This window comes from Priestia veravalensis (genome assembly GCF_001457055.1).
Lineage (GTDB): Bacteria > Bacillota > Bacilli > Bacillales > Bacillaceae_H > Priestia > Priestia flexa.
Genome location: NZ_KQ758635.1, coordinates 26645 through 43867 on the forward strand (window position 1 = coordinate 26645; position 17223 = coordinate 43867).

Annotated in this window: 15 protein-coding genes; 14 read left to right on the forward strand and 1 reads right to left on the reverse strand. The window is 37.3% G+C overall.

All coding sequences use genetic code 11. The features are described from left to right. The first annotated feature begins 185 nt into the window (after positions 1–185). The 3 genes from ytvI to AS180_RS06180 all read left to right on the forward strand — a co-directional run bounded on the left by ytvI (position 186) and on the right by AS180_RS06180 (position 2922). Positions 186–1217: a sporulation integral membrane protein YtvI gene (gene ytvI, locus AS180_RS06170; RefSeq protein WP_025908472.1), complete on the forward strand. Its 1032-nt coding sequence runs from the start codon at positions 186–188 to the stop codon at positions 1215–1217. Between the two features lie 242 nt (positions 1218–1459). Further along, positions 1460–2050 (forward strand): DedA family protein, encoded by a 591-nt coding sequence (locus tag AS180_RS06175; RefSeq protein WP_062686546.1) that lies wholly within the window; start codon positions 1460–1462, stop codon positions 2048–2050. Between the two features lie 71 nt (positions 2051–2121). Beyond that, positions 2122–2922 carry an EcsC family protein gene (locus tag AS180_RS06180; protein WP_062686547.1) on the forward strand — a complete coding sequence of 267 codons (801 nt, stop codon included), beginning with the start codon at positions 2122–2124 and terminating at the stop codon, positions 2920–2922. 87 nt (positions 2923–3009) lie between these two features. On the opposite strand, the gene AS180_RS06185 is transcribed toward AS180_RS06180, so the two are convergent. Further along, positions 3010–4458: a GntP family permease gene (locus AS180_RS06185; protein ID WP_062686548.1), complete on the reverse strand. Its 1449-nt coding sequence runs from the start codon at positions 4456–4458 to the stop codon at positions 3010–3012. A gap of 253 nt (positions 4459–4711) precedes the next feature. On the opposite strand from AS180_RS06185, the gene AS180_RS06190 reads away from it, so the two are divergent. From AS180_RS06190 to AS180_RS06240, 11 genes are all read left to right on the forward strand, one after another. Next, on the forward strand, positions 4712–6190 hold the full coding sequence (locus AS180_RS06190) for a sigma-54 interaction domain-containing protein (protein ID WP_226372935.1): 1479 nt from the start codon (positions 4712–4714) through the stop codon (positions 6188–6190). Between the two features lie 412 nt (positions 6191–6602). Continuing rightward, on the forward strand, positions 6603–7601 hold the full coding sequence (gene bioB, locus AS180_RS06200) for a biotin synthase BioB (RefSeq protein ID WP_062686551.1): 999 nt from the start codon (positions 6603–6605) through the stop codon (positions 7599–7601). Between the two features lie 113 nt (positions 7602–7714). Beyond that, on the forward strand, positions 7715–7879 hold the full coding sequence (locus AS180_RS22335) for a hypothetical protein (protein ID WP_156413454.1): 165 nt from the start codon (positions 7715–7717) through the stop codon (positions 7877–7879). A gap of 261 nt (positions 7880–8140) precedes the next feature. Further along, positions 8141–8728 carry a glycerol-3-phosphate responsive antiterminator gene (locus tag AS180_RS06205; protein ID WP_025908478.1) on the forward strand — a complete coding sequence of 196 codons (588 nt, stop codon included), beginning with the start codon at positions 8141–8143 and terminating at the stop codon, positions 8726–8728. A 37-nt stretch (positions 8729–8765) separates the two neighbouring features. Continuing rightward, complete coding sequence (locus tag AS180_RS06210) at positions 8766–9887, forward strand: ABC transporter ATP-binding protein (RefSeq protein ID WP_025908479.1); 1122 nt, start codon at positions 8766–8768, stop codon at positions 9885–9887. Beyond that, on the forward strand, positions 9884–10813 hold the full coding sequence (locus tag AS180_RS06215) for a carbohydrate ABC transporter permease (RefSeq protein ID WP_025908480.1): 930 nt from the start codon (positions 9884–9886) through the stop codon (positions 10811–10813). Before AS180_RS06210 ends, AS180_RS06215 begins: the two co-directional genes overlap by 4 nt. Then, positions 10810–11622 carry a carbohydrate ABC transporter permease gene (locus AS180_RS06220; RefSeq protein WP_062686552.1) on the forward strand — a complete coding sequence of 271 codons (813 nt, stop codon included), beginning with the start codon at positions 10810–10812 and terminating at the stop codon, positions 11620–11622. Before AS180_RS06215 ends, AS180_RS06220 begins: the two co-directional genes overlap by 4 nt. Before the next feature lie 13 nt (positions 11623–11635). Next, entirely contained in the window at positions 11636–12976 is a 1341-nt protein-coding gene (locus tag AS180_RS06225) for an ABC transporter substrate-binding protein (protein ID WP_062686553.1), read from the forward strand. A gap of 68 nt (positions 12977–13044) precedes the next feature. Next, the gene (locus AS180_RS06230; RefSeq protein ID WP_061784705.1) at positions 13045–13773 is read left to right on the forward strand and encodes a glycerophosphodiester phosphodiesterase; all 729 of its coding nucleotides are present in this window, start codon (positions 13045–13047) and stop codon (positions 13771–13773) included. Positions 13774–14167: 394 nt separating this feature from the next. Next, a complete protein-coding gene (locus AS180_RS06235) occupies positions 14168–15043 on the forward strand; it encodes a cation diffusion facilitator family transporter (RefSeq protein ID WP_025908484.1) in 876 nt (291 codons plus the stop codon). A 154-nt stretch (positions 15044–15197) separates the two neighbouring features. Beyond that, positions 15198–17219 (forward strand): methyl-accepting chemotaxis protein, encoded by a 2022-nt coding sequence (locus tag AS180_RS06240; RefSeq protein ID WP_062686554.1) that lies wholly within the window; start codon positions 15198–15200, stop codon positions 17217–17219. The last annotated feature ends 4 nt before the right edge of the window (positions 17220–17223 follow it).

The window sequence follows — 17223 nt, forward strand, 5'->3', positions numbered from 1 at the left end:
TCTATTTTTATGAACAGGTAAGTAGCTTTTTTGATAATTTTTTGATTAGTTCTTTATTAATAAAGAAATTAAACCTATAATTATAGTAGGTAACAACAGATATGTTTTTAAATAAACAAGCTGAGCGTGCTCTAGTATGTGGCATGTGAGTGAATTTAGGAAGAAAGCGTGGGAGGCATTTACATATGTGGAAGAAGCGCATAGCAATTATTGTATCGATTATTGCAGCTTGTTTTTTAATTCCTTATAGCTTACCAATTGTCTTTGCATTATTAACAGCAATTGTTCTAGAAGGTCTTATTCAAAAGTTGCAGCATTCTTTGAAGTTTAGTCGAATCTATGCTGTATTAGTAGCGTTTTTATTATATGTTGTATCCATAACATTAATTGGTTTCTTTATTATTCGTACAATTGTAACGCAAGTAGTGGCTCTCTCAAAAGTTACGCCTTCTTTTGTAAAAGAGCTTTATGAAACAACAATTTATCCTAACATTATTAAGTGGAAGTATTATTCAAACGCTCTTCCTACAGAAGTCATTTCATCCATTGAAAACGCAATCGAAAGCACCATTAATTCATTGGATACACTATTAAAAGGAACCGTTGAGTTAATTATTAGCTTTGCTGCAACCGTTCCAGGCTTCCTGCTAGAATTTCTGATTTATTTAGTTGCTTTAGTATTCATTAGCTTAGAGCTACCGAACATAAAAGAAAAAGTAAAATCGTTTTTAACAGATGAAACGAAATATAAAACAAAGATTGTTATTACGCAATTAATGCAAGCAGGTGTTGGCTTCATTAAAGCTCAGATTGTATTGAGTCTTTTAACATTTGTGATGGCTTATGTTGGGCTATGGCTATTAAATGTTCCGTACACGGCTTTATTGAGTCTTTTAATCGTTATCGTTGATATTCTACCAATTCTAGGAACAGGTTCCGTTCTAGTTCCATGGGGAATATTTGCTTTAACTCAAGGTCAAGACTCGTTGGCAATTGGTCTATTTATTTTATTTGGGGTGATTACCGTCGTTCGAAGAGTTGTAGAACCAAAAGTTTTTTCAACAAACATGGGGATTTCTCCTTTAGCTGCGTTAATTAGCCTGTATATTGGATTTAAATTGCTAGGGTTTGTGGGGCTGTTTTTAGGTCCAGCTCTTGTCATCTTATATGATGCGCTTCGAAAAGTTGGCGTCATCCAAATTAACTTTAAAATTTAGGAGACTGAGACATAAGTAGTTCAGTCCTTACTATACCTGAACGATTGAGAGTTCATAACTTTTAATCGTTCAGGTTTTTTGTTGGGATTTTTTACAGAACGACTCGTTAATTCGTTAGATTGACAGCATTCGTTCTTTTTTTACTTTTCAATTAAAGGGGATTAATATACAATTATGACTTGTGAAGCTTTAAAATATCACGTTTTGTTATAGAGCAGTAAGTTAACTAAGGAGGAAGTCGTTTGTTAGAAACAATTGTTTTATCACTAGTAGAAGCGCTTAAGCAACTTTCGTATTTCGGCGTTATCTTAGCGCTAACGTTTGAATTTGTCCCAGCAGAGCTAGTCTTACCACTCGTAGGATATTGGGTATATCAAGGTGACATGAACCTTTATTTAGCTATTTTAGCAGGAACAGTTGGAGGCGTGTTTGGACCATTAACACTTTATGCTCTTGGTCGCTATGGTGGGCGTCCACTTGTCTTAAAATATGGAAAGTATTTTCTAGTAAAAGAAAAGGAAATCGATGCAGCAGATCGATTTTTTAATAAATATGGGGCAGGAGTAGCCTTTTTTGGTCGCTTTATTCCTGGAGTACGTACAGCCATCTCGCTTCCTTGCGGAATGGCAAAAATGAACGTTTGGCAATTTTCCATTTACACGTTTGTAGCGATGTTACCAATTACTGCCCTTTACGTATATCTGGGTTATAAGTTAGGCCCACAATGGGAAGATGTTGGACCTATTGTATCTCAATATATGCAGCCGATTGGAATTGGACTATTAGTTATCATTGTTATTTTCTTTATGTTTAAATATGTGAAAAAGAAATAAAAAGCATAAGGGAAAAGAGAGCGTCCAGCAAATAAGTTGTCTGGGCGCTTTATGTAGAAAGGGGAAAGCATGTGGAAACGACTGAACAGCTGGCTAAAGAATTAAAGAAGATTGAAAAGTGGGAAAAAAGTCAAAAGGGACTATTCTTTTGGGAAAAGCTGCTTCGTTTACCTTTTGCAGCGCTTGATAAAGTCACGCCTAGGTTTATCCACGAAAAAATAGAAAAGCTTCTTGACGAGGTTGCTAAGTACATTGATAACGGAGGCCAATATTTAGCTAATACTTCCGCTACGTTAGAAAAAGCATCTAAACGTTTAAAAGAAAAAGATTTAACGTTAACGGATATTCAGCAGTTATCTATTCAAGAAATGGATGAGTTAGCAAATGCCTTTGTGGAGGCACGTCAAAAAAATGCTAAAATTCAAGGTGCTACGACTGGAATTGGTGGTATCTTCACGCTGGCTATTGATGTACCGTTTGTACTAGGGCTAACTTTAAAAACGCTACAAGAAGTAGCCGTTTCCTATGGATACGCCCCGACAAAACAAGAAGAGCGTGTGTTTATGGTAAAGTGCATGCAGTTCTTATCCTCTGACATTGTAGGTAAGCGAGCAATTTTAGAAGAGCTATCAGAAGGAAAGCGAGAACAAAGCTTATCGCAGCTTCAAGGTTGGAGAGAGGTATTTACGACTTATCGAGATAACTGGGGATGGAAAAAGCTTTTTCAAATGATTCCTATAGCAGGTATGATCTTCGGTGCTTATGTAAATAAGCAGGCGATTGGAGACATTGGAGAAATAGGGACGATGCTTTATCGTAAACGCCGCATCTTAGAACGATTAGAACAAGAAAAGAATTTACAAGAGTCATAATAAGACATTTCCTGCGAAATAACATTATTTCTAGGGAAATATGTCGATAAAAAAGCATCCTTGCTACTAAGAAGGATGCTTTTTACCTTAAACAATACCGAAGAAAGTGTAAAGTGCAATGATGACAAAAACCGCTAGCGTTTTAATGATCGTAATTGCAAAAATATCTCGATATGCTTGACGGTGAGTCAAACCTGTTACTGCAAGAAGCGTAATAACAGCACCGTTATGTGGAAGTGTATCCATACCGCCTGATGCCATCGAAATAACGCGGTGCATTACTTCAGGTGGTATATTAAACTGATTAATTGCCGCTAAATACTTTTCTGACATAGCGCTTAATGCAATTCCCATACCGCCTGATGCAGAACCAGTTATACCAGCCAATGTTGTTGTAGTCACAGCACCGTTAACAAGTGGATTTGTAAATGTCTCGGAAATTCCTTTACTAATAACACCAAAGCCTGGAAGAGCAGCAATAACGCCTCCAAAACCATATTCAGCACCCGTGTTCATAGAAGCTAACAATGCCCCGCTGATACTGGTGTTAAGACCTGCTTGAAAGTTTACTTTTATCTTTTTCCAATCATACAGTAGTGTCGCAGTAATCCCTACTACTAGAGCCATTTGAACTGACCAAATAGCAAGTACAGATGAAAGCTCAACTTTTCCAAAGGAGTCAAGACCAATGGCAGTAAAATCAAAGCCATTTGGATACCAAACAGGCAAAGCCATTGTAAATACTTTATTCATAACACCTACTAAAATGAGTGGTACAAACGCTAAGATTTGACGAGGCAAGGTTGGTTTTTCACTTTTCGTACTTGTTTCTTCTTCTCCCGTTGTTACATCATTTTCTAGCTTCTCAGCTGCAGCTGCGGTTTCGTGGTCAAAGCCGTAGTACCCTTCACCAGCAGCTTCTGCTTTTTTACGACGAGCTTCTAAATACTTCATCCCTACAAGTAAGACGAAAATGGCTCCAATAATACCGAGCATCGGTGCAGCATAAATATCAGTTTTGAAGAAAGTAGTTGGAATAACGTTTTGAATCTGTGGAGTACCTGGTAAAGCATCCATTGTAAACGTAAAGGCACCTAATGCAATCGTTCCTGGAATAAGCCTTTTAGGAATATTGGCTTCTCGAAATAGATTCGCTGCAAATGGATAGATAGCAAAAACAACAACAAATAAGCTAACTCCACTATAAGTTAGAATCGCTCCCATGATGACAATAGCTAAAATTGCACGCTTTGCACCAACAACTTGTACAATTGTTTTAGCAATCGTTTCAGCCAACCCTGACATTTCAACGACTTTACCAAAAATAGCCCCTAGTAAGAAAACGGGAAAATAAAGCTTGATAAATCCTACCATCTTTTCCATAAAAATATTTGAAAAGAAAGGTAATACATAGCTTGGCTCAGTTAGCACAACAGCAAAAAGTGCACAGATCGGTGCAAATAAAATAACTGAAAATCCGCGATATGCGACAAACATTAAAAGACTAAGTGATAAAAGGATAATAACTAGTTCCATTTCAAATCCCCCCTATAGCGTTCTTTATTTTATTAAATCGATATAATCCTCCTTTTATTTTTTAAAAAAATGTAAGCGTTTACTTAATGAAATATATTTGCAAGATTTGTGCCAACTTCTAAAAATCAGACAATAATAAACAAAGTCTGGATATTTGAATAGAAATATAGAGAAGTATAATTTTCATTTCCGAAAAACCGGAATATGAGAGATGTTTACTTCCGCAAATCCGGAAAAAATCCGTTTTTCCGGAATGAAAACAATTGTACAAGGAGAATTTGGTATAATAGATAGTAGAAGCGTGTACATAGGAGGAGCGATGGTGGCTAATAAAAATCGAATTCCTGATAAATGGTTTGAAGAGATTTTAAATGTAGCAACAGAATGGATCGTTGTAGTAAATGTTCAGGGTGAAATCCTTTATATAAATAAAGCTTACTGTGAGTTTTTACATACGACTGTTGAACAAGCAATTGGACGCTCTGTTCAAGAAGTGATTGAAAACTCAAGAATGCATATTGTGACTCAAACAGGCCAAGCAGAAGTAGCTAGCATTCATTTTATTAAAGGGAATGAGATGATTGCAAATAGATATCCTTTATATGTAGACAATGAATTAGTTGGAGCTGTGGGAACGGTAATGTTTCGGAATGCTAAAGATTGGCTAGCTTATTCTGAAAAAATACAGCCTCTATTAGAAGAATTAAATTATTATAAGAAAAAACTTGAGCACGAATCGGAAAGTAAATATAGTTTTCAAGATCTTATTGGAGACAATGAAAGGTTTCTCTCGGCTAAACAGTTAGCTGAAAGAGTGGCCAACAGTAAATCTGCTGTTTTGTTATTAGGAGAATCTGGGACTGGGAAAGAATTATTTGCTCACGCAATTCACCAAGCGAGTTCGCGGTGCTTCTTTCCGCTTGTTCGAGTCAACTGTGCATCTATTCCTCAGCAACTTTTAGAATCTGAACTGTTTGGGTATGAAGAAGGTGCGTTTACAGGTGCTCGTAGAGGAGGGAAAAAAGGAAAATTTGAGCTAGCTCATAGAGGTATAATCTTTTTAGATGAAGTAGGTGATATGCCTCTTCAAATGCAAAGCAAGCTGCTGCGTGTGGTACAAGAGAAAGAGCTAGAACGAGTTGGGGGTCAAAAAACCATCGATATTGATGTGCGAATTATTGCCGCTACCCATCGAAATTTAGAAGAAATGGTGGAAAAGGGTGAGTTTCGAGAAGATTTATATTATCGCTTGAATGTTATTAAAGTTGATATCCCACCTCTTCGCGAGCGAAAAGAAGATTTACCTGAAATTGCTTATGTGCTGTTAAAAAAACTAGAGCGGCACTTTCATCGCCCTAATCTCAAATTATCAAACGAGGTGTTACAGCAGTTACAAAAGCATTCGTGGCCTGGCAATATACGTGAATTAGAAAATGTATTGGAGAGAGCTGTTAATATTTTAGATGGTCAAACTATTCTCTTATCTCATTTACCTTTATATCTTCAAGACCTTGAAGGAGGCAATCAAGATATAAAAAAAGAAAGCAAAGGCTTAGTGATGACAGAAAAGGATGAGGTCCCATCATTAAAGGACGTGGTGGCACAAGCCGAAAAAGAAGCAATCGTAAAAGCTTTAAAAAGTACGAATGGAAACAAACAGCAAGCAGCTAAGCTCTTAGAAATTGGTAAAACAAGCTTTTATGATAAATGTAAGCGATATGGAATTGATTAAAAGCATGATGCGCATAAATCATCATGCTTGTTTTGTTTAAAGCAAAAAAGTACTTTTATTTCGTTAGTTATTTACCATTGAGAGAAAGTGGTTTTACACATAAAAAATTTGCGGTATTTGTATCCAAATCAATCAATTCAATCACCTATTATTCAATGGCACGAAAATGAAAGTGCAGAAAATGCCTCACTCTATTTAATTAACACATTATTTGCAGTTCCGCATGTTAGTATTAACTTAAAGCACTTAAGCTATGAACACTCTCAGCTATTATCTTATTGGATTACATTTTGGAAGAGTCATAGCAACCTTCTAAATGTTAACTTATTAATATATTTTGTTGACATTTATCTATGGTAAATGTTAACTTTTATTTTATATAGATTAACATATTTAGAGGGAGGGGATTGCCATGAAAGCAGCCTATATAAAGGATTGGGGAAAACTAGCTAATCAGGTTATTGAAGAAGGATACACCCTAACAAAAGAAGAAGCTCATCAAATACTAACTGTTCCAGATGAACAAATTTTAAACATTATGAATGCCGCTTATCAAATTAGGCACCATTACTATGGACGGAAAGTAAAGTTAAATATGATTATTAATACAAAGTCGGGACTGTGTCCGGAAGACTGTGGTTACTGTTCACAGTCTATTATTTCAGAGGCACCAATTGATAAATATGCTTGGTTAACACAAGAAAAAATCGTTGAAGGTGCATTTGAAGCAAAGCGCCGTAAAGCGGGTACATACTGTATTGTTGCATCAGGACGTCGTCCGACGGATAGAGAAGTAGAGCACGTTATTGGTGCTGTAAAACAGATTCGTGAAGAAACGGATTTGAAGATTTGCGCCTGTTTAGGGTTTTTAAATGATGATCAAGCCTCTAGGCTAGTAGATGCAGGCGTACATCGCTACAACCATAACTTGAACACACACGCTGATCATTATGATGAAATTTGTTCTACACATAGTTATGACGATCGAGTTGATACCGTGCAAAAGTCAAAACAAGCCGGATTATCTCCTTGCTCAGGTGCTATTTTTGGAATGGGTGAGACGGAGGAGCAGCGAGTAGATATAGCTTTTGAGATAAATAGGTTAGATGCAGACTCTATTCCGTGTAATTTCCTAGTTTCAGTGCCAGGCACACCGTTAGAGAATCAAAAATCCCTTACTCCGATGCAGTGTTTAAAAATTTTAGCGATGATGAGATTTGTAAATCCGACAAAGGAAATTCGTATTTCCGGCGGCCGAGAAATTAACCTTCGCTCGTTACAACCATTAGGGCTATTTGCGGCTAACTCGATTTTTGTTGGAGATTATTTAACAACAGAAGGACAAGAGCCAACGTCAGATTGGCAGCTGATTGAAGACTTAGGGTTTGAGATTGAAGAGTGTGCACTATAAAAAGTAGAGGCTGGGACATAAGTAATTCAGCTAATGATAAACCTGAACGATTGAGAGTTTCTCACTTTTAATCGTTCAGGTTTTTTGGTTGTGAAAACAATGTTGGAAACAGGGTGGAATGGAGCGTAGGACACTCGACTCCTGCGGGGCGAAAGAGAGGGAAAACGGAGATCCCGCAGCGCAGCGAGGAAGCTCAGGTTCCTCCCCGCGGAAAGCGAGTGGCCGTAGCGCAATGGAACGAGCGTGTTCAGACAAACCAAAAAGATTGGAACAGCTAGTGTTCGTCTCTTAGAAGCAATCATTTTGTTATGTCCCAAACTCTCTTTTTTTTTGTTTACAAAACATCTATTCCATCTTTACAAAACTATACACTTTCTTCACAGTGGCTTTATATAGACAAGCTAACATAATAACTGTGAAAGACAAGTGAATAGATAACCGGTTATGAATAAGAGAAGCCATGAAAAAAACAATAGAATGAAAGATCTATCCGTTTTTTTATGGCTTTTTTATTTACTTTATCTGAGGTGATTGTACGCATGGATAGAATAAATGAATTCGAATTTTATTTAAATAGAGATCGAATGATTGCATCCGTTAAAACGCCGAAAAGTCTAGAGCTCTTTTTAGAATCAGAAGTGAAAGCGGCTTTTCTTCTTACAGGTAACATTAGCGTCATTAAAAGGTATGTAGAGCTATTAAAGGAACATGACCGCTTTGTGTTTTTACATTTGGAGAAGATAAAGGGAATTAGTTATGACAAAGAGGGTCTCAAATTTATTGCAAAGTTCGTAAAGCCTACCGGAATTGTGACAACAAAGAGTTCTCTAATCCAGCTTGCGAAAAAAGAAGGTTTGATTGCTATTCAGCGTTTGTTTTTAGTGGATACCGACGCGGTAGCAAACGGGCTGAAAGTGGTTGAAGAAATCCAGCCAGATGCTCTTGAAATTATGCCAGCTTTAATACCCGAAATGATTGAAAAGTTAAAAGTAAAAACCTCGTGTCCACTCATTACAGGAGGGCTCATTCAAAATCAACGACATATCGATCAAGCATTACAAAGTGGAGCAGTAGCAGTATCGACAGGTAGAAATTGGTTATGGAAGACACAAAATAGTCATGAATAATTGTCTAGGTCCGTAAAGTAAAAAAGGGAGTGATGATATGAAGAGAGTACAACTGCAAAATTTTAAAAAATCATATGATCAAAAAACAAATGTCATTAGCGATATCAACGTCACCATTGAAGCAGGAGAATTTTTCGTCTTGGTTGGACCATCTGGATGTGGAAAAAGCACGATGCTCCGCATGATTGCTGGACTTGAAGAAATTACAGAAGGAAATTTGTTTATTGGAGAAGAAAAAGCAAATGGCTTGTTACCAAGTCAGCGCAACTTATCAATGGTATTTCAAAATTATGCGTTATATCCGCATTTAACCGTAGAACAAAACATCACCTTTGGATTGCATACAAAGAAGATATCTAAAATAGAGCAAAGAAAGCGCTGTCAAGAAGCTGCTGAGCTTTTGGGGCTTGACCAACTTTTGAATCGTAAACCAAAACAGCTTTCTGGTGGACAGCGTCAGCGTGTTGCGCTAGCACGAGCAATTGTTACGCAGGCACCCATATGTTTAATGGATGAACCATTATCAAATCTAGATGCAAAGCTTCGTGCCAAAATGAGGTCCGAAATTCGGCAGCTTCAGCGCAAGCTAGGTATCACAATGATTTATGTAACACATGATCAAACAGAAGCTATGACAATGGCAGACCGCATGATGATTTTAAACGGTGGACATATCCAACAGGTAGGAAAGCCTTTAGATATTTATAATTCACCTAACAATACGTTCGTTGCTTCATTTATTGGAGGGCCTCCTATGAATCTAGCAACGGTACAGGTGCATTCACATCAGCTGGTCTTTGAACAGGGCCAGTCACTTTCATACCCCATGTCTATTGAATTGATGACGGAATACAAAGATTTAATCGTTGGGGTAAGACCAGAAAAAGTGAAGCTGGCAAAAGGGGAAGAGCCAAGTCTGTTAGTAAAGGTTGTAAACGTAGAAATCTTAGGAACGGAAACACTAATTACTTTTACAGTTGGTTCAACTGAACAATGGGTTGCAAGATGGAATGGTCAATGGAACATTGCTGTCGGTGATGAGATTCCGATTTATATTGATCCGAAAGATATCTTTTTATTTCACTCTGAAACCGGTGAATGCGTGCATCAAGATACAAAGCATATTACGTCACATACGGTTGAGGAGGAGTTAGCATGAGTGCTATACCAAAGCTATCAAATGCTGAGGTGATACAACAAAAGCCTGCTTCTCGAGAACGTTCATCGTTGTTAGAAGGCTTAATTTACTTATTGCCGTCTATCCTTTTATTTGGCGTGTTTCTTTTCTATCCTATGCTTCGCACGCTGTATTTAAGCCTATTTATAACAGATAGTCAAGGTGTTCCCATAAGGTTTATAGGGGTGGATAACTTTGTGAATTTACTATCGAACCCTAATTTCTTACAAAGTATGAAAGCTACCTTTTTATTTGTTTTATACACGGTCCCCATTGGGATTATTATCGCTTTATTTTTAGCTTTAATCGCCAATGAAAAGTTAAAAGGAATTGGCTTTTTTCGCACGATGTTTTCATCGACAATGGGTATGAGCGTAGCGGCATCATCTGTTATTTGGATGTTTATGTACAATCCGGCCATTGGCATTATAAATAAAGTCCTCAATACGGTAGGGGTTCAAGGAGTTCAATGGCTGCTTGATCCAAAGTTTTCGCTTATTGCAGTTTCGATTTCAACCATTTGGATGAACGTTGGTTTTACATTTTTAATTTTGCTTGGTGGGTTGCAAAATATCGATGAAAAGCTATATGAAAACGCACAAATTGCAGGGGTAAGTTATTGGTATCAACTAAGGAAAATCACAATTCCAATGCTATCTCCAACACTCTTTTTTATCATTACCGTTTCGTTTATTAACGCGTTTCAAACCTTTGGGCAAATCGACATTTTAACCAAAGGAGGTCCGACAGATTCAACAAACGTAATCGTGTACTCTATCTATAAAGATGCCTTTATCAATTATAATGTTGGATCTGCAAGTGCACAGGCCGTTATCTTATTCTTTTGCATTCTGCTTTTAACCGTCCTTCAATTTAAACTAGGCGAAAGGAAGGTTCACTATCAATGAGCAAAATCAGAAAGTTTATCACGTATACGTTGCTAATTATATCGACTTTCATTATCGTATTTCCCATTCTATACGCTTTTTCCATCAGCTTTATGACCGGGGCACAAGTACTAGAAGGAAAGATTTTACCAACTTCCTTTACGTTCGATAATTACAGAGCGGCCTTTGAGCGAGTTCCGCTTTTAAACTATTTAGTTAACAGTTTTATCGTATCCATTTCAGTTATGTTTGGTCAGATTATTGTTTCCAGTCTTGCTGCTTTTGCTTTTGTGTTTATCTCATTTAAAGGGAGAGAAGCATTATTTTTTCTCTTTATCTCCACGATGATGATACCGTGGGAAGCGACGATGGTTCCAAATTTTTTAACTGTTCAAAAGTTTGGTTGGTTAAATAGCCATCTTAGCTTAACGATTCCGTTTTTTGCTTTAGCGTTTGGAACGTTTTTATTACGACAACAGTTTAAGACAATCCCTCATGAACTGTATGAAGCTTCTCAAGTTGCTGGAATTAGTCGATTCCGATTTTTTTGGAAGGTCGTACTACCAGTTTCAAAGACGAGCTTAGTTACATTAGGAGTCTATAGCTTTTTAACGACTTGGAACATGTACTTGTGGCCACTTCTTGTTACCAACACTGAAGAGGCACGAACAGTACAAATTGGTTTAAAGCAAATGCAAACACAAGAGATTTCAACTGATTGGGGGGTGGTGATGGCAGCGGTTGTTGTGGTGATTTTACCGACATTATTACTTCTATTCTTAGGTCAAAAACGACTTCAAAAAGGTCTTACACAAGGTGCAATTAAATAAGGGAGTGACAGTGATGAAAAAATGGTTAGCAATACTTAGTGCTTGTATGTTAATGCTTGTTGCAGCGTGTTCAAACTCGAGTAGTGGTTCTGAAGTACAAGAAACAAAGAAAACAGAGGATGGTAAAACAGAAGTTGTCTTTTGGCATGCGATGAGTGGTGACTTAGAAAAAGTTTTAAATACGATGGTAGACGATTACAATAAATCACAGGATGAAGTAGAAGTAAAACCAATGTTTCAAGGAACGTATGAAGAGTCATTAACAAAATTCAACACGGTAGCAGGCACAAAAGATGCGCCTGCTGTTATGCAAACATTTGAAGTAGGAACAAAATATATGATTGATAGCGGGAAAATTCAGCCTGTTCAGAAGTTTATTGATGAAGAAAACTATGATACCTCTCAGTGGGAACAAAATATTTCAAGCTACTATCAAGTAGATAGTGAACAGTATTCAATGCCTTTTAATTCGTCAACGCCTGTTCTTGTTTATAACAAAGATGCATTTAAAGAAGCTGGGTTAGATCCTGAAAAAGCACCAACGACTTATGATGAGCTACAAAAAGCAGCAGAAAAATTAACAAAGAAAAAAGGAAATCAAACAACGCAGTACGGGTTCTCTATTTTAAATTATGGTTGGTTTTTTGAAGAGCTAGTAGCTGCACAAGGCGGTTTGTATGTTGATAATGAAAACGGACGCAACGGTAACGCTGAGAAAGCAGTATTTAATGGAAAAGAAGGGTTAAACGCTTTTAATCTGATTTCAGATATGTATAACGACGGTACTTTTTATAATGTAGGTCAGAATTGGGATGACATTCGAGCCGCGTTCCAATCGAAGAAAGTTGCGATGTTCTTAGATTCATCAGCAGGTGTCAAAACGTTGATTGATAATGCGCCGTTCGAAGTGGGGGTAGCCTATTTACCAGTTCCAAAAGAAGAAGATCGCCAAGGTGTTATTATTGGGGGAGCTTCTTTATGGATGTCGAATGGAATCAGTGAAGAAACGCAAAAGGCAACATGGGATTTTATGAAATATCTTGCAACACCTGAAGCTCAGGCAAAATGGCATGTAGAAACAGGGTATTTTGCTATTAATCCAAAAGCATACGAGCAAGATATTGTAAAAAAGGAATGGGAGAAATATCCTCAATTAAAAGTAACGGTTGACCAATTGAGCCAGACAAAGCCGTCTCCAGCAACACAAGGTGCGCTGATTTCTGTTTTCCCAGAATCTCGTCAGAAAATTGTATCGGGGATGGAAAGTTTATATCAGGGTGTTAAACCACAAGAAGCTTTAGATCGAGCAGCAGAAGAGACCAATCGTTCTCTTGAAGCAGCGAATCAAAAATAAGAAATGGTATAAGGCCCGTTTATGAAAAATCAAGCGGGCTTTTATTCTACATAATAAGGGGAATCGGTATGATCAAAAAAACAAAGGTGTATGCTCATAGAGGGTTTAGCAGCCAATTTCCAGAGAATACGATGCGAGCATTTGAAGAAGCTAGGCAGAGAAACGTAAGTGGTATTGAATTAGACGTACAGCTCACAAAAGATGGAGAAGTCGTTGTTATTCATGATGAAGAAATAAATCGAACTACTAATGGTATCGGCTATGTTCAAGACTTTTTCTTAAAGCAAATTATTTTATTTGATGCCGGAACTTGGTTTCATAAGGCGTTTCACCAGGAGGCTATTCCTACGCTTCGAGATGTGTTTGAATGGATAGTTAGTACAAAGAGTCAGTTAACCCTTAATATTGAGTTAAAAAATGATGTGATAGCGTATGAAGCTCTGGAAGAAAAGGTGCTAGAGCTTATAGAAGAGTATGAGCTTGTGAACCAAGTCATTATCTCATCTTTTAACTACAAAAGCTTGGTGAAAGTTAGGTCTATACATCCACATATTTCACTAGGATTTCTATTTGAAGGAATCGATAACAAAGCGGTTGAAAAAGCTTTGACTATTCAGGCAAGTGGCCTTCACTGTGAGCCTCAGTATGCATTTTCAGCAGAAGGAAAAAGAGCACAAGCGTCTGGACTAGAGCTTCGCGTATATACGGTTAACGACAAGCATTTGTTTCTTCAGCTTATCAATGAAGGTGTAGAGGTTATTATGACGGATGATTTGGAAATGAGTAGCAGGATATAAGTAAATGAGAAAGGCTGGGACATAATTATTTCAGTTGATGAGATATCCAAACTGTTGAGAGGTAAATCCTTTTGGTAGTTCGGATATTTTTGTTGGTTTCGAAAATAAGTTAAAAAACTATTAGAATAGAAGGATTGTCTGTAGCATGATGGAACGAATTTGTTCTTACAATCTAACTATTATAGAGACGTCATGATTCGTATTTGAGAAAGAATCATTTAGTTATGGCCTAGCCTCTTTTCAAGTTGCACAAATGCAACTTCTTTTCCACAAAACTAAATAGTTTAATAGGATCTATTTACGTGTTAAGAGTCAACAATGTTTCTATAGACCCACACGAAACTCGTTTGGTACACTAGTTTTGCTCATTTTGTTGAGAAAGGTTGCGAACAGTGTGGAAAATTATTATGAACAAGCTCAAAAAGGTGCATGGGTTAGCATTGTCTCATATATTACATTATCAATTTGTAAGTTAGTCATTGCATTCATTACTAGTTCATTCGCTTTAAAAGCGGATGGTTTAAATAACGTAACGGATATTGTTGCTTCAATCGCTGTATTAGTTGGATTGAAAATCTCTCAAAAGCCTCGAGATCATGATCATCCATATGGACATTCGCGTGCAGAGCATATCGCTTCTTTAATCGCGTCATTTATTATGATGGTTATTGGTTTACAAGTTCTTGCTGATGCAGGACAATCTATCTTTCTAAAAGAAGTGGAAGCTCCTAATCTGTTAGCTGCATGGGTAGGGCTGGCAGCCGCAGTTATTATGTTCTTTGTCTATCGTTATAACATTATGCTTGCTAATAAGCTAAACAGTCAGTCGCTTCGAGCCGTAGCAAAAGATAATTTATCAGATGCATTAGTCAGCATTGGCGCTGTTATTGGAATTGTCGGCTCTCAGTTTGGATTACCGTGGATTGACTTGGTAGCAGCTATCATTGTTGGACTCATCATTTGTAAGACGGCTGTAGAAATCTTTAAAGAAGTGACACATTCCCTTACAGACGGGTTTGATCAAGAGCAGTTGTTGCATTATAAAGAAGTTATTTCTGAAGTTCACGGAGTTAATGAAGTTCACGATGTTAAAGCAAGAATGCTAGGGAATCACGTTGTTTTAGATGTAACGGTGAAGGTCGATCCTTATCTAGATGTCATTAATAGTCATCAAATTGCTGATAAGATAGAACATATGATGAGCGACGAGTATCAAATTAAAGATACGCTGGTACATATTGAGCCGGATGTATCAAGAAAGTTAACGTGAAAAGAGTGTTTTTCTTTAGGGAAAGCACTCTTTTTTCTTTTGAGAAAAATTGATTGTTAGAAAAAAGTATTTTAAAACTCTTCACATTTTCAGACAAGTATCCGTTATAAAAGAGGACAGTGAATTAATGAATGTAATGTAGAAGGGTGAGAGCATGAAAAAATTAAGCACCAAAATGATTTTATTCTTCACATCGATTATCATCATCTTATTATTGCTGGTTTCAGGAATTGTTTATCAATTTACGAAAAAGCAAATTGAACACGATGTGCAGGTACAATCACAAACGCTCGTGGGAGAGCTCAAAACAAATATCGGTAATTATTTGAAAATGTATAGTCGTAAAGTAGCTGAGTATAGTGAAAACGACGTACTGGTTAATTTTCTAAAAGAAGAAAAAGAGCCACAAAAAGACAGCTACTTTAGCTGGCAAACGGTTCAAAAGGAATTTCAGCAAGTCAGTGAAAAATATCCAAATATGGCGCTTCAGTATATTGGAACAGAAAATAAAGGAATGTACACGGTTCCGACGCTAGAATATGATGCAGACTATGATCCAACTGCTAGACCTTGGTATAAACAAGCCGTTGAAAGTCCTGGAGAAGTTATTTATACAGAGCCTTATGAAGATGCATCTACTGGCAAAACTGTCGTGACTATTGCTAAAACCATTGATGATCCCAAAACAAATCAACGCTTGGGTGTTATAGCAATGGACTTAGAGCTGAACGCATTAAACAGCATGATTACAGAAGCTGAAGTGAATTATGGTGGATACGGCTTTTTATTTGACCGACAAGGTGTCGCATTGGCTCATCCTACAGAAACAGGAAACAACTTGAGACAAGAAGAGTTTATGGATGCTGTTTATGCAAAGGATAAAGACTTCATTCGCTATGAGTTTAAAGGAGAAGAGCGTGTTTTAGCTTTTGATACAATCGAAGACACGGGATGGAAAATAGGAAACGCCTTTATTTATGATGAGATGCTCAGCAGTGACAAGCAACTTCTGAACATCATTATGATTATCGCGGCTGTTGGGGTCTTATTATCAATCCTACTAATCTTCTTTATTTCAAAAAGCATGACAAAGCCAATCGTTCGATTAAAAGAAGAAGTTGCGAAAGTAGCAGAGGGAGATTTAACGGTTCATATTGAAACCAAATCTAAAGATGAAATTGGTCAACTGACCAATTTGTTCAACGTGATGGTAGGGCGCAATCGCCAATTGATTGCAGCCGTTCAAGAATCTGTGGAAACAGTCAAGGTTTCTGTGGAAAATTTAAGTGCAGTATCAGAAGAAGCGACGGCATCTAGTGAAGAGATAGGAAGAGCGATTCATGAAATTGCAAGCGGAGCGACGCAGCAGGCTTCTGATGCTGATTCAACCAACCATAAAACGATGAGTTTATCAGCTCAAATTGAGCAGGTAATTGACAAAAATACGAAGATTAATACGCTAACTAATGAAGCCATTCAAGCAAATACGCATGGCTTACATCAAGTACAGTCGCTGCGTGAACAAACGAATCAATCTGCTAAAACGATTGAATCAGTTCAAGTTGTTATCAATGAACTGACGGATAAAATGCAAGAAATTGAATATGTTATTCATACGATTAATGATATTTCAGATCAAACAAATTTACTTGCGTTAAATGCGAGCATTGAAGCTGCTAGAGCAGGGGAACATGGAAAAGGGTTTGCTGTAGTGGCGGAAGAAGTACGTAAATTGGCTGAACAGTCATCTACTGCAACAGAGAAGGTTCGTCAAACAATTGCTAGTATTCAAAAAGAAGTTGCCGTGGCTCGTCAAGAATTTGATCACACAAAAGAGCTTTCAGTAGCGCAAGAAGGAGCTGTAACGGATACAGAGCAATCGTTCCATGATATCGCTCAAAATATTGAACAGGTCGTTACATCCATTCAAGATGTAATGAATAATATGCAAGAAATTGATACCCATAAAGATGGTGTGGTAGCATCGATTCAAAGTATTGCTGCCATAGCGCAACAGTCAGCTGCAGGAACAGAAGAAATTACTGCATCGACTGAAGAGCAAATTCGAGCTATTTCCACCGTGTCTGAATCAGCTGAACATCTTCAAGAGCTAAGTGAAGGGCTAATGAAAATGATTCATCAATTTAAAATTGAAGAGAGCGCAAAAGCAGAATAAACAG